This window comes from Aeromonas sp. YN13HZO-058 (assembly GCF_001921245.1).
GTDB lineage: Bacteria > Pseudomonadota > Gammaproteobacteria > Enterobacterales > Aeromonadaceae > Aeromonas > Aeromonas allosaccharophila.
This window is the reverse complement of the sequence record NZ_MQSY01000056.1, coordinates 107,714-121,999: the sequence shown is the minus strand read 5'-3', so window position 1 is coordinate 121,999 and position 14,286 is coordinate 107,714. Positions and strand designations below refer to the sequence as shown.

11 protein-coding genes are annotated in these 14,286 nt (G+C 61.3%); 7 read left to right on the top strand and 4 right to left on the bottom strand.

Features of this window, described 5'->3' with window-relative positions:
* Positions 1 to 731: 731 nt before the first annotated feature.
* From BSP75_RS13910 to BSP75_RS13880, 7 genes are all read left to right on the top strand, one after another.
* A complete protein-coding gene (locus BSP75_RS13910; RefSeq protein WP_075113590.1) occupies positions 732 to 1,349 on the top strand; it encodes a glutathione S-transferase family protein in 618 nt (205 codons plus the stop codon).
* 221 nt (positions 1,350 to 1,570) lie between these two features.
* Positions 1,571 to 1,990 (top strand): D-ribose pyranase, encoded by a 420-nt coding sequence (gene rbsD / locus BSP75_RS13905; RefSeq protein ID WP_075113589.1) that lies wholly within the window; start codon positions 1,571 to 1,573, stop codon positions 1,988 to 1,990.
* 21 nt (positions 1,991 to 2,011) lie between these two features.
* Positions 2,012 to 3,541, top strand: a complete 1,530-nt coding sequence (gene rbsA / locus BSP75_RS13900) for a ribose ABC transporter ATP-binding protein RbsA (RefSeq protein ID WP_075113588.1) — start codon at positions 2,012 to 2,014, stop codon at positions 3,539 to 3,541.
* Positions 3,538 to 4,506, top strand: a complete 969-nt coding sequence (rbsC, locus tag BSP75_RS13895; protein ID WP_005336670.1) for a ribose ABC transporter permease — start codon at positions 3,538 to 3,540, stop codon at positions 4,504 to 4,506. The genes rbsA and rbsC overlap by 4 nt, the downstream gene beginning before the upstream one ends.
* Positions 4,507 to 4,536: 30 nt before the next feature.
* A complete protein-coding gene (gene rbsB / locus BSP75_RS13890) occupies positions 4,537 to 5,412 on the top strand; it encodes a ribose ABC transporter substrate-binding protein RbsB (protein WP_042061682.1) in 876 nt (291 codons plus the stop codon).
* Between the two features lie 110 nt (positions 5,413 to 5,522).
* Positions 5,523 to 6,455 (top strand): ribokinase, encoded by a 933-nt coding sequence (rbsK, locus tag BSP75_RS13885; RefSeq protein WP_075113587.1) that lies wholly within the window; start codon positions 5,523 to 5,525, stop codon positions 6,453 to 6,455.
* Positions 6,455 to 7,468: a substrate-binding domain-containing protein gene (locus BSP75_RS13880; RefSeq protein ID WP_075113586.1), complete on the top strand. Its 1,014-nt coding sequence runs from the start codon at positions 6,455 to 6,457 to the stop codon at positions 7,466 to 7,468. Before rbsK ends, BSP75_RS13880 begins: the two co-directional genes overlap by 1 nt.
* A gap of 103 nt (positions 7,469 to 7,571) precedes the next feature.
* Here the strand turns inward: BSP75_RS13880 and cobB are convergent, their stop codons facing one another.
* From cobB to BSP75_RS13860, 4 genes are read right to left on the bottom strand one after another with little or no spacing between them, the layout of a single operon-like run.
* Positions 7,572 to 8,345: a Sir2 family NAD+-dependent deacetylase gene (gene cobB / locus BSP75_RS13875; RefSeq protein ID WP_075113585.1), complete on the bottom strand. Its 774-nt coding sequence runs from the start codon at positions 8,343 to 8,345 to the stop codon at positions 7,572 to 7,574.
* Between the two features lie 60 nt (positions 8,346 to 8,405).
* Entirely contained in the window at positions 8,406 to 9,047 is a 642-nt protein-coding gene (locus BSP75_RS13870) for a GNAT family N-acetyltransferase (protein ID WP_075113584.1), read from the bottom strand.
* A gap of 3 nt (positions 9,048 to 9,050) precedes the next feature.
* Positions 9,051 to 10,295, bottom strand: a complete 1,245-nt coding sequence (locus BSP75_RS13865; RefSeq protein WP_075113583.1) for a response regulator — start codon at positions 10,293 to 10,295, stop codon at positions 9,051 to 9,053.
* Complete coding sequence (locus tag BSP75_RS13860; RefSeq protein ID WP_075113582.1) at positions 10,282 to 14,283, bottom strand: transporter substrate-binding domain-containing protein; 4,002 nt, start codon at positions 14,281 to 14,283, stop codon at positions 10,282 to 10,284. The genes BSP75_RS13865 and BSP75_RS13860 overlap by 14 nt, the downstream gene beginning before the upstream one ends.
* Positions 14,284 to 14,286: the final 3 nt, after the last annotated feature.

Genomic DNA, 14,286 nt, shown 5'->3' with positions numbered 1-14,286 from the left:
ACTGCTCTAAATAGTGCTACATCTTGCCGAAAGCCTTGCGGTGTAAAACATCGCTACCATCAGGTGACAAAGCAGGCTCAAACACCCCTCTTCTAGAGGTTGTACGAGTGCAGTTATCTACTATTCTGAACAACTATGTAGTATCCAGCATCCCGTATCCTAGTAAACAAGATGGCTACCGCAAGGAGGTTCAGATCCCATCACGCTGCTTTATAACTGGATGTAATATGAAGCAACCACCAGGCATCTCGGCTGCCATTATCACTCTATAGAGCCTGATGAGTAAGGTATCAAACGCAGACCATTACAGTCAGCAAAAAGTTCTCTATCGGACTGATTTCTTTCTCATTTTTTGATGAAGGTCAGCCTTGTTGTGTGAACGAAGATAGGATACGCAGAGGGTATTCCAGTAGACGACCACATCGTGCAAGAGCGGTAAAACAACTGGGGAGGTTATTGCGCCCACAGTCCTTTCAATACCAACAGCCCTATCTCTGTCGTCAGAGCTCCCACCAAACTCAGCACTAGTTGACTCGTACTCTTAGCCAAGGGGTTTAAGACAAGATGGCCAAAGCCTATTAATTCTGCACTTTTTCATCACCCCTCAGGGGGTGTAGATTGGTTGAGGGGGCAAGCGTTGCCCCCTCTCTTTTTTCATGACCCCTCGAGGTATCACGGAAAACACGTTTTTCGCCGATATCGCGGGAGGCCTGAGACAATCAGGAGTATTCATGTCCGATCTGACCCTCTATTTCGCTCCCGGCACCTGTGCCATGGCTGTGCAGATTGCCCTGCTGGAAACCGGCGCCCCGTTTACTGCCCGCCAGCTCAATCTGGCTGCCGGTGAGCAGCGTTCGCCCGAATACCTCGCCATCAACCCCAAAGGACGGGTGCCTGCCCTTATTACCGAGCAAGGCACCCTGACCGAGACCCCGGCCCTGCTGCTCTATGTGGCGCAGCGCTTCCACGCAGCCAAGCTGGCGCCGCTGGACAATCCGTTCCTGCTGGCCCGCATGCAGGAGGTCAACAGCTTCCTCGCCTCCACCGTGCATGTCTCCCACGCCCACGGTCGTCGTGGCAGTCGCTGGGCCGATGACCAGCAGGCCATTGCCGCCATGCAGCAGAAAGTCGCCAGCAATATGCGCGATGGCTTTGCCCAGATTGAGCAGCACTATCTGGCAGGCCCCTGGGTACTCGGCGAGCAGTTCAGCGTGGCGGATATCTATCTGTTCGTGGTCGCGGGCTGGCTGAAAAGCGATGGGGTCGAGATCAGTGAATTCCCCAAGGTTGCCGAGCATTATCAGCGCATGCTGAGCCGTCCGGCAGTCGCCAAGGCGCTGGCCAACTAACCATAAAATCAATAAAGCCGGGTGTCAGGCTCTGCTGACACCCTTCCTGCCTCCTCCCCTGCATTTCTTCTCCCGCCTTTGAGATCGTTTTCACAATTTTGCTGTTTTGCCATGGCTGTTTTCCGGTAGATGGCCTACCTTTAATCCATCACGCAACCGGTTGCGTAACCGGTTGCCTAGCGGTTCACAGATTGACGGGCCAAGGCCTGATGAGGTGCTGTATGAAACGAGGCGTACTGCTCAATGCTCCCCTGAGTGCTCTGGTGGCACAAATGGGCCACACCGACGAGATCACCGTCTGCGATGCAGGCTTGCCCATTCCGACCGGTCCGGAGCGGATCGATCTGGCGCTGATGGCGGGGACGCCCAGCCTTGAAACCGTACTGACCGCCCTGTTCACCGATCTGGTGGTGGAGAAGGTGATCATGGCGAGCGAGATCAAGCAGATCAGCCCCGCCGCCCATCAGGCGTTGGTCGATCAGCTTGAGGCGCATGCAGCCGCCCAGGGCAAACCCATCGCCATCGAATACTGCCTGCACGAGGAGTTCAAAACCCGCTCCCGCCAGAGCAAGGCCATCGTGCGCAGCGGCGAGGTCACCCCCTACGCTAATATTATTCTCTGCGCCGGTGTGGCGTTTTAAGCCTCTTCAAGGACGCTGCAAATGAGCACAACCTCTCCCCTCTCACCCATTCTGGAGCTGACCGGGATCGTCAAGACCTTCCCCGGTGTGCGCGCCCTCGATGAAGCGGGTCTGCGGGTCTATCCGGGCCAGGTGATGGCCCTGCTCGGTGAAAATGGCGCCGGCAAATCCACCCTGATGAAGGTGCTGACCGGTATCTATCAGGCCGATGCGGGCAGCGTCAGCTACCGCGGTCAGCCAGTCCACTTCAAGGGCCCCCGCGACTCCCAGGATCAGGGGATCAGCATCATCCACCAGGAGCTGAACCTGCTGCCGGAGTTGTCGATTGCCGCCAATATCTTCCTCGGTCGCGAACCTCGTACCCGTTTTGGCCGCATCGATCACCAACAGTTGCGTGAGCGTGCCAGCGGTCTGCTGGCACGACTTGGCGTCAAGCACGGCCCGGATACCCGGCTCGGGGATCTCTCCATCGGCGAACAGCAGATGGTGGAGATCGCCAAGGCACTGTCGTTCGATGCCAGCGTCATCATCATGGATGAACCCACCGATGCGCTGACCGACACCGAGACCGAGCAGCTGTTTGTGGTGATCCGCGAACTGCGCCAGCAGGGTTGCGGCATCGTCTATATCTCTCACCGCCTCAAGGAGATCTTCCAGATCTGCGATCGGGTCACCGTGCTGCGCGATGGCAAGTGGATCGGCGAGAAGGCGGTAAGCGATCTGGACGAGGACAAGATCATCGAGATGATGGTGGGTCGGCGGCTGGAAGAGCAGTACCCGCGCCTTGAGCGCGAGCTCGGCCCCGTCAGCCTGCAAGTGAAGGAGCTGGCCGGTCCCGGCGTGCGCGGGGTGAGCTTCTCCCTGCGTCAGGGTGAAATTCTGGGCTTTAGCGGCCTGATGGGCTCCGGCCGTACCGAGCTGATGAAGCTTATCTATGGCGCCAGCCCCATCAGCGCCGGCGAAGTGGAAGTGGACGGTCATGCTCTGGTGCCCAAAAGCCCGGCCGACGGGTTGGCCGCTGGCATCGCCTACATCTCCGAAGATCGCAAGGGAGATGGGCTGGTGCTGGAGCTGTCGGTGCGCGAAAACATGAGTCTGTGCGCCCTCGACGAGTTCATCTGCAACGGCAAGATTGACGGCAAGGCCGAACGGCAGGCGGTGAGCGACTATGTGCGCCTGTTCAACATCAAGACCCCGAGTCAGGATCAGCTGATCAAGCTGCTCTCCGGCGGCAACCAGCAGAAGGTAGCCATCGCCAAGGGGCTGCTGACAAGGCCCAAGGTGCTGATCCTCGACGAGCCGACCCGCGGCGTCGACGTGGGGGCGAAAAAGGAAATTTATCAGCTGATCAACCAGTTCAAGAAGGAGGGGATGAGCATCATTCTGGTCTCCTCCGAGATGCCGGAAGTGCTCGGCATGAGTGATCGCATCATGGTGATGCACGAAGGGCGCATCAGCGCAGAGTTCAACACCCGCGATGCCAATCAGGAGAAGCTGATGGCGGCGGCAGTCGGTAAACAGTGGCAAGCAGAGCAAGAGGCATCCCAATGACAACCCAAACCCTTTCCCGCCGTGGCGTCATGAGCAAGGCGTGGTGGATCGAGAACAAATCCCTGGTCGCGCTGCTGGTCCTGATTGGTGTGGTCTCTTTCCTGAGCCCCAACTTCTTCACCGCCGACAACCTGCTCAACATCCTGCGCCAGACCTCGGTCAACGCCATCATGGCGGTCGGCATGACGCTGGTTATCCTCACCGCCGGTATCGATCTGTCGGTCGGCTCTGTGCTGGCCCTGTGCGGCGCACTGGCGGCCACCATGGTCGCCATGGAGCTGCCGATCTGGCTGGTGGTCCCCCTCACCCTGGGGGCCGGTGCCCTGCTGGGCGGCGTCAGCGGCCTGATCATTGCCAAAGGCAAGGTGCAAGCGTTCATCGCCACCCTGGTCACCATGACCGCCCTGCGCGGCATCACCATGGTCTATACCGAGGGTCGCCCCATCTCCACCGGTTTCAGTGACGGCGCCGATCACTTCGCCTGGCTCGGTACCGGTTACCTGTTCGGTCTGCCGGTGCCCATCTGGCTGATGGCCATCGTCTTCCTGCTGGCCTGGTTCATGCTCAACCACACCCGTCTCGGTCGCTACATCTACGCGCTGGGCGGTAACGAGTCTGCCACCCGCCTCTCCGGTATCAATGTGGATCGGGTGAAGCTGGCGGTGTATGGTCTGTGCGGCGCGCTCTCGGCGCTGGCAGGGCTTATCGTTACCTCTCGCCTCTCCTCTGCCCAGCCGACGGCGGGCATGGGTTACGAGCTGGATGCCATCGCCGCCGTGGTGCTGGGTGGTACCAGCCTGATGGGCGGCAAGGGCCGCATCATGGGTACCCTGATCGGTGCCTTGATCATCGGTTTTCTCAACAACGCCCTCAACCTGCTCGACGTATCGTCCTATTACCAGATGATCGCCAAGGCCAGCGTGATCTTGCTTGCCGTGATGATCGATAACAAAAGCAACCGTTAATAAGACAAGCCACACACAAGGAATGAAATGATGAAAAAGCTCAATACCCTGCTCGCTGCCGCCATCATGTCCGTGCTGGGCACTGCTCAGGCCGCCGATCAAACCCTGGCGATGGTGGTCTCCACCCTCAACAACCCCTTCTTCGTCACCATGAAAGAGGGTGCCGAAGCCAAAGCCAAGGAGCTTGGTTACGAGCTGGTGGTACTGGATTCCCAGAATGACCCGGCCAAAGAGCTCTCCAACATGGAAGATCTCACCGTGCGCAAGGTCGGCGCCATCCTGATCAACCCGACCGACTCCGAAGCAGTCGGCAACGCCATCCGTCTGGCCAACCGCGCCAACATTCCGGTGCTAACCCTGGACCGCGGCGCCGCGCAAGGCGAGGTGAAAGCCCACATCGCCTCCGATAACGTGGCAGGCGGCAAACTGGCCGGTGACTTCATCACCGAAAAACTGGGTACCGGTGCCAAGGTGATCCAGCTGGAAGGGATTGCCGGTACCTCCGCCGCCCGCGACCGTGGTGAAGGTTTTGCCCTGGCCGTGGCAGCCAACAAGCTGCAGGTACTGGCTTCCCAGCCTGCCGACTTTGACCGCACCAAGGGTCTGAACGTCATGGAAAACCTGCTGGCAGCCCACCCGACCGTACAGGCCGTGTTCGCCCAGAACGACGAGATGGCGCTGGGTGCCATCCGCGCGGTACAGGCTGCCGGTAAAGAGGTGATGATCGTCGGCTTCGACGGCACTGACGATGGCAAAGCCGCCGTTGCCAAGGGTAAACTGGCCGCCACCGTGGCCCAGCAACCTGCCCTGATCGGTGCCATTGGCGTCGAGACTGCCGACAAGGTGCTCAAGGGTCAGCCGGTCGAGAAATCCATTCCGGTACCGCTGCAAGTGGTCAGCAAATAAGTCTCAAGGGGGGAGGCTCGCCTCCCCTTTTTCCCCTCAGTCGCGGTGCCTCCCGGCTTGAGCTCACTCAGTCATTGTGTTCAAGCCAAGATGCATCAGGAGTAGTCAACATGAAACGTCTCGTCGTTCTGGGCAGTGTCAATGCAGACCATGTGCTGCGCGTTCCCCACTTTCCTCGCCCGGGTGAAACCCTGACAGGTCACAGCTATCAGGTGGTCCCGGGTGGCAAGGGGGCCAATCAGGCGGTTGCTGCCGCCCGCCTCGGCGCCCCGGTCTCCTTTATCGCCCGTATCGGTGATGACGCCATCGGCCACCAGATGAAAACCGGCTTTGCCAAAGATGGCATCGATGTCAGTGCCGTCGAGCGCGATGACACCCTGCCCACCGGCATCGCCATCATCTATGTCAGCGATGAGGGGGAGAACAGCATCGGCATCTCCGCCGAAGCCAACGGGGCCCTATCCCCTGCGGTGGTTAAAAGCCACGAAGCGATGATCGCCGACGCCCACACCCTGTTGTTGCAGCTGGAAGTGCCGCTGGAGAGCGTGTTCGAGGCTGCCAGACTGGCCCGTGCCCACGGCACCCGGGTGGTGCTCAACCCCGCCCCCGCCCGTCCGCTCTCCGCCGAGCTGTTGGCGCTGGTGGATCTCATCACCCCCAACCAGACCGAAGCGGAGCTGCTGACCGGTGTCAAAGTCACCGACGAAGCCAGCGCCCGCGAGGCAGCCGCCCGCTTCCATCAGATGGGCATTGCGGATGTGATGATCACCCTGGGCTCCCAGGGGGTCTATTGCAGCAACGCAAAGCAGCAACAGCTGATCCCGGGTTTTCGGGTGAAAGCGGTCGACACCACGGCTGCTGGCGATACCTTCAACGGCGCCCTGCTGGCCGCCGAGCTGGCCGGGGCCGACTTCAACGGCGCAGTGCGCTTTGCCCACGGCGCAGCGGCGCTCTCCGTCACCCGGTTTGGCGCCCAGAGCTCCATCCCGAGCAAGGAGGAGGTTGACGCCTTCCTGCTTGAGCAGAGTGCGCAGGGGCACTGATGGCCAATATCAAGGAGGTGGCGGCGCTGGCGGGGGTTTCCACCACCACCGTCTCCCATGTCATCAACGAGACCCGCTTCGTGGCCGAGGAGACCCGTGAGCGGGTCTTCGCCGCCATGCGCGATCTGAACTACGCCCCGAGCCTGGTGGCCCGCAGCCTCAAGGTGAAGGAGACCAACAGTATCGGCATGCTGGTCACCACCTCCAGCAACCCCTTCTTTGCCGAAGTGGTGCGCGGGGTGGAGCGCTACTGTTTCGAGCAGGGCTACAACCTGATGCTGGGCAACACCGAGGGGCAGGCCGAGACGGCGCTCTCCTACCTCAAGATGATGTTGCGCAAGCGGGTCGATGGCCTACTGATCATGTGCAGCGAGGGCCAACAAGAGGTGTTCAACCAGCTCGACTGGCTCAAGAGCCTGCCGGTGGTGGTGATGGATTGGGGGCTGGTCAGCGAGGATGTGGATCTTATCGCCGACAACTCCTTCCACGGCGGGTATCTCGCAACCCGCCATCTGATTGAGCTGGGCCATACCGCCATCGGCTGCATCACCGGCCCCCAGAGCCGCGCCCCCGCCAACCAGCGCCAAGCTGGCTTTGAGCAGGCGTTGCAGGAGGCGGGGCTCACGATCAATCCAGAGTGGATCCAGGAGGGAGACTTTGATTGCGCCAGCGGCTTTGCCGCCATGGAGCGGCTGTTGGCTCTCCCTGCGCGCCCCACCGCCCTCTTTGTCTGCAACGACATGATGGCGATGGGAGCCATCAGTGCCGCCCATCAGGCGGGCATTGTGATACCGCGGGATCTCTCCATCGTCGGCTACGACAACGTGGCGCTGGCGCAATACCTCTCGCCGCCGCTCACTACCGTCAACCAGCCCAAGGAGGAGCTGGGACGTCTGGCCGTCACCCGCCTGCTGGCGCGGATCAACGGCGAGGCGGTGGAGAACCACCTGATCACCGTCGACCCGGATCTGGTGATCAGACAATCCTGCGCCCCCCTGCCCGCGCAATCGTAACGGGCACCCGCTACCGGACAAAAACGCCGCGGAAAACAAAATCACCACACAACAAAAAGGCGACTCACCGAGTCGCCTTTTGCTTTTCTGCTATCCCGGATGCCTAGCGTTCACGCATCTCCATCCAGTTGTGCCCCTCGACCTGCCTCGGCTGATGGATGCCGCACGCCTCCAGCAATTCATCGACATAGGCGGGCACCAGCAGGGAGGCAGGCCCATAGCGCTTCTCGTCAAACTGGCTGCCCACCTCGCTCGGCTCGAGATTGAGCTCGATGGTATGGGCGCCGTTGAGGCCCGCCTCGTGGACAAACCCGGCGGCCGGATAGACAGCCCCCGAAGTGCCGATGGAGATAAAGAGATCGCACTGGGCCAGCGCGCTGTAGATCCGATCCAGTCCGAGCGGCATCTCGCCAAACCAGACCACATGGGGGCGCATCGGCTGGGGAAACTGGCAGCAGGAGCAGAGCTCATCCTGATGGAGATCGCCGCGCCACTCGATCACCTGACCGGACTCGGGGCAGCGGGCCTTGAGCAGCTCGCCGTGCATATGGATGAGGTTCTTGCTGCCGGCACTCTCGTGCAGATTGTCGATGTTCTGGGTGACCAGGGTGACCGAACCGGGTAAGAGACGCTCGAGGCGAGCCAGCGCATAGTGGGCCGGATTGGGATGAACCTGGGGCTGTTGCAGCTGTTTGCGGCGGGAGTTGTAAAAGCGCAGCACCAGATCGGGGTCCCGGGCATACCCTTCGGGGGTCGCCACATCCTCAACCCTGTGCTCTTCCCACAAACCGTCGCAGGCACGAAAGGTCTTGATGCCGGATTCCGCCGATATCCCCGCTCCGGTCAGGATCACGATATGTTTATATGACTGCGCCATAAGCTGCTCCGTCTATCCCCGCACAATAAATGTGACCTTAGCACAGGGAAAAAAGTGTCACTATTCGCCCTTGGTCTTAAGCGGCGCCGCTGGCGGCACTGACAACCAGCCATCCAGTACCGACAGATCCAGCCTGACAAAGACCATCTCCCGCCCGGTCACCAGCGTCAGCGGCAAGCCAAGGCGCTTGAGCAAAGTCAGCATGGGACGGTTCTGGGCCAGCACTTCCGCCGTCCACTCGCGGATCCCGTCCGCCCTGGCCAGCAACGCCAGCGCCAGCAGAATGCGCCGCCCCGCCCCCTTGTGCTGAAAGTGATCCGCCACGATGCAGGAGAACTCCGCCCGATCGGGATGAAGACGGCGGCGGATCGATTGCGCCTGCGCCAGCGGCTCACCGGCGAGATCGGTCAACAGCAGCGAGATCTGATGTTCGGGATGGTAATTGAGAAATTGCGCGACCTGCTCCGGTAGCGGCGCCCGTTTCGGGCGCATAAAGCGCAGATAAATGCTCTCTTCGCTAAGCGCATCATAGGCCGCCAGTATGCGGGCTGGCGCCACACCGTGCAGCTCGCGCAGCAGGCAAGGCACATCGGATACCTGCATCGCCAATGGCAGCGCGGCCCGGGATTCTGGATGGGGCCAACCCTCCAGCCCTTTGCCAAGGCGCTCCCGGTGCATGGGCCAGCAGAGGTAGCGCGCCATGGCTTACCAGCGCCCCGTGATACCGCGCTCTCGCCACAGGTCGACATCGAGCAGGTTGTAAGGGTCATCCAGATAGACGGCGATCCCCAGCTCCCGAACCCGGGCCATAAAGCGTCCCAGCAGGGAGTCGCCGGTCAAGGACTCCATCTCCGGCAGGATCCCCTGCCCCAGCAGCAAGGCTTGCAGCGGCAGACGCTCCAGCAGATCGAAGGGCAAGTGCTGGCTGTTGTCGAGCAGCAGCGCCAGCTTGCTCCCCGCCAGACTGGCTTGCAGCACCAATGCGAAGCGATCGGCATTGCTCAGCAGGTGATCACGCCGGTGGATCAGCAGGGTCAATTCGGATGGCGCACGCGACTGCTCCGCCAGCCACTCCTTGAGGGCATCCCAGCGGCTGGGCAAACCCGTCACCGCCAACCAGACCGGATGTGGAGTCGCGGGGCTGGAGAGCAGACCAAGCTGGCCTTGCACCTCCCCCTGCCAGCTACGAATCGTGCGGCGCTGGCCACTCAAGCGCTGCTGACGCAACGGCCCCAGATAGAGTCGGCGCAGCAACCTGAGCAACGCATCGCAGTCGAGGGGCTTGGCCAGCGCCGCCAGAATATTGAAACCGGCATCGTGCAGCAGGCGACGGGCACCGTCGATCAGCGTCTGCTCATGGGCCGAGAGCAGCACGATAGGCAACCCCTCTTGCTGCAACCTGGGCTGGCTCATCAGCAGGCTGATGGCATCCTGCTCCACCAGACTGAGATCGCACACCAGCAGGCGGGTATCGCCCGCCGCCAATGCGGCAAGACAGGCCGCCTCATCCTGTACCCACTGGCAAGATAGCCCCAGCGCGGCGATGGTTTGCTGCAACTGCATCCCCTGAAACGGGTGATCCTCGAGCAGCACGATCTTGTTGGCCGCCAGCCAGCAGCACCAGTCACGGTAACTGGCCGCGAGCCCTCCCAACCAATCCTCGCCGATGGCATAAATGCCCTGATGCGACTGCATTTGGGGAAAATAGTCTGCCTGCTGATGAGCGGCGGGATCGTAAAGCGCGATGGCGCCGGCCGCAAACAGCCCTTCCCACTGCCAGCAGGCATCCGGTTGGGTGCGGTGCAACGTCACATAGGAGGGTAGTGTCGTGGCGCTGGCCAGCGCATGAGAGACGCCGTCGAGGGCATAAAGCACGATGGGGCAAAATCCTGCCGCCTCGTGCTCTTCTGCATCGAGCAACGCCAGTAATTCTTCATCAGTGATGATCATCTTGAGCCCTCTTTGAAAACTGCTGGCTGAACTCATCCAATGCCCGGTTCAATCTGGCTTGCAGCGCCGGATGGGGCGCTTGCTGCCACTCTTCAATGACCACCACCAACGCAGTCGCCCCTACCATTCTGGCGGCCCCCTTCAACTTGTGTAAAGCAGCATTCACGCCAACTTCATCTTCTTCTGTGCAACAGCGATCAAGTTCGGCCAAATCATCACGGGTCGCCTTCAGATACAGGGCGGCCAGTTCATCGCTCAGCAGCGAGACAACCGGTGTCGGGGCGACAGCATTGCTCCCTGATCTGGCAATATGACGCAGCAAGGTTGCCAGCTCCTTGAGGGCGACCGGCTTGTCCAGATGACCATCGCAACCACAGGATTGCAGTTCATTGGCAGCCTGTTCGCTGAGATCCGCGGTGATCACGTAAACCGGCAGACGGGCCCAACGCGCTGATTGGCGCAACGCTCTGCACAGCTCGGCGCCGTTCATCACCGGCATCTGCAGATCGGTCAACACAAAGTCCACCTCGTGCTGCGCCAGCAGAACCAGCGCCAACTGCCCGTTGGCGGCAGTGATAACGCTGGCACCAAGTTGCCCCAGTTGCAGGCTGATCAGCTCGCGATTGACATCGTGATCTTCCACCAACAGGACCCGCATGCCAAACCCGGGCTGGGTACCGGCGATCGGCTGTTCAGGGGTTAATCGCGGTTGCAGCAGGGTAATGATGGTGCCGGGTACCCAGGACTCCCCCTGCCACGCCCAATAGTAGAGCCCCTGTTCGTCCACCTCCGCTTGCAGCGTATCCACGGCGTTGCTGACGGTGGCGATCCCCAACCGGCTGAGCCAGGGCGAAAGGGCCTCTGCCTCATCGTGAGGTAAAGAGAGCGCCAGTTGCCGCACTCTGGGCTGCCACTCCGGCTCCTGCGCCACCTGTTTGAGGGGTAACTCGCAGAAGAAGCGGCTGCCGCCTCCGACGCGCCCCTCGACATCGATAAGGCCGCCCATCTGCTCGATCAGCTGCTTGCAGATCGCCAGACCAAGGCCGGTGCCTGGTGCCCGCAGTTGCCCTTCAACGGCAAACTGTTCGAATGGCATAAAGAGCGTGGGGCGCATCCTGGCGGTGATCCCCGGCCCCTGATCATCGACCCCGAAGCGCAGGGTCGCGTCTGCCAGCTCGGCCCACAGCACCACCTCACCACGCTGGCTGAACTTGATGGCATTGGAGAGCAGATTGTGAAGCACTTGCCGTACCCGGTGAGGGTCGAGGGTCTGCAGGGCAGGCAGCGCCGGATCCAGTCGAAGGCGCAGTTGCAATCCCTTGGCCCGCGCCTTGGTCCAGTGCACCGCCGCCACGTGCTCGCACAGCTCGGCAAAATCGGTAGGCTGGGGCGAGAGGGAGAGTTGGCGGTTTTCATTGCGGCTAAAATCGAGCACATCGTTGAGCAGGCCGAGCAACTCGTCCCCCGCCTGCCGTACCCGTGCCAGTGCCGACCCTTGCTCCTGTGACAACGGCGTCGTGGCCAACCACTCCAGCAGGCCGAGAATGGCATTCATCGGTGTGCGGATCTCGTGACTGATGGCGGCCAGAAAACGGCCCTTCGCCTGCACCGCCTGCTGCGCCTGCTCATGAGAGTGCTGCAGTGCCTGATCCTGCTCGACCCGGGCGGTGGCATCCTGCATCACCGCATAGATCCGCCACCCCTGCGGCTGACTGCGGCCACGGCCATAGAGCTGCAACCAGCGCACACCCTTGGTGGGATGGTGGTAACGCAGGGTGAACGCGAAGGGTTTGCCTGCCTGCAACATGGCGAACATCTCGCGCCGCACCCGGCTGCGATCCTCGCGTTCCAGCATAGCGAGCACCCGTTTGGGCTCACGGCGGATCTGCTGGCTCGCCAACCCCAGCAGCTCATAACAGCCGCGGCTGATAAATTCGATGGCCCCCACCCGCCCCCGCTCGAACATAAACTGCAGCACCACGCCGGGCACGGTATTGGTCAGGGCGCGCAGACGGCGCTCTGCCTGACGCAGGAAACGGGCCTGCTCACGCAGCACGCTGATATCCGACAGGGCGATGAGATCGGTAGCGGGCGCCTGCTTGTCCAGCCGCAGCGGATGCTGGGCATAGGCGAAGACCTGATCCCCCAGCACCAGCTCCCCTTCGCTCTTCTGGGGCTGTACCGGCGGCAACATCAGTTGCTGCGAGTAGCGCAGGGCCAGACGTCGCCCCTGCTTGTTGGATTTGATCACCTTGCCCTCACTGTTGCGCAGATAGACGGGCACCGGCAGCGCCTGAAACATGGTTTCGCGCAACTCGCTCTCGATGGCCAGCGCCTTCTCGGCGGCGTGACGCTGGGCCACTTCCCGTGCCAGTTGCTGGCGAGAACGCCAGATCCCGCCGATGACGATACCGCTGATCAGCAGTGCCATGGCGATGGAACCAAACCAGGCGGCATAGCTCACGCCGGGCTGCTGCACGACGAGCAAGCGGCGCCAGCGCTGGTTAAGCTCATCGATCTGGGTGCTGGTCAGGGCCATCAGGTTGCGATCCATCACCCCGGCCAGCTCGGTCTGGTCTTTGTTGATGGCAAAACCCAGGCCGAAGCGATCCTCCAGCTCCTCGATATCGAGCCCTTCCAGCAGGTTGGTGCGCTGGGGATATTGCAGCTGATAAAGCTCGCTTAGCATGGAGTCAGCCTTGCCCTGTTTGATCACCGCCAGCCCTTGTTCCAGTCCATCGGTACGAAGCCACTCCTGATCACCGAGCAGGGCGAGCAGGGAGGGATCGTAGAGGGATTCCGGCACCAGAATGCGCTGGCGCTTGAGCTGGGTGATGTGATCGGCGACCACCTTGCGCTTGCTGATCAAGGCAAACCGGTTGATGGAGATCGTCCGGCTAAAGATGAATTCGTCCGTCAGTGCCGGGGACTCCGGTAAACCGGCCATCATGTCGGCCTCACCGCGGCGCAGCTTTTCTATCGCCTCAGCCTTGCTGGCGGCAGCCACCAACTGGTATTTCAGGCCGGTCTCCTGGGTGACCCAGCGCAGCACATCCGCACTCCACCCTTTCGCCTCCCCCAGCTCATTGACGCCGCTATAGGGCATCAACTCGGGATTAACCACCAGACGGACGGTGCGCCCCCGGCCAGAGAGCCAGGCCTGTTCGGTATCGCTGAAGTGCAACTGGTTGACATAGAGCGACCCTTGATCGAGGTAGCGACCCAGATCGGCATAGAGGCTGCCGGCAGGCATGTAGCGGATAGCGGTATCGATCAGGCGAGCCAGTTCCGGTTCGCCACGCATCATCAAGCGATAACTGACCACCCGCTCATCCCCCAGCAACCTGCGCAGTCGCAAGCCATCGGCGGGAAATTCGCGCATCAGATAACGCAATTGCAGGTAGTCACCCAGATAGGCATTCCCTTTGCCGCTCTCCAGCGCCGAATAGAGATCTTCCCCCTTCGGCAGTTGCCTGATCACCGCATTCGGGTAGAGCGCCCTGAGCATCCTGCCGGAGCTGGTAGCAGCCGGAACCAGAAAGGTCGCATGTTCGAGATCACCACGGTAGAGAATGGCGGCATCCGTCTCCATCATCGCCCGGCTGACCAGCATATCGGGCAACACGGTCGAGATCGGACCGACATGAGGGACTATGTCGCAGTGGCCTCGCAGCAGCGCATCGCGCACCGCTTGCCAGTCGGGCAGTTCGTGTACCTTGAGCGGGACTGGCAGCACGGCGGCCAGCTTGGCGATCCGATCCTTGAGCAGACCTCCCCCCGCTAACAAATAAGGGGGCGGAAGGGTTGCGGGATAACAGATCTCCAGCTGGGTGATGGAGTCGACATAGGCCTGGGTCGCCGGTGCCAGCGGCAGCACTGTGGTCTGCAATCTCGTAGACTGCGGCGGCTTGGCTTGCAACGGCATGACCAGCACACTGGTCAGAAGCAGAAGGGGAAATTTTGTCATCTGAAAACAAAAGCCAGGCATCTG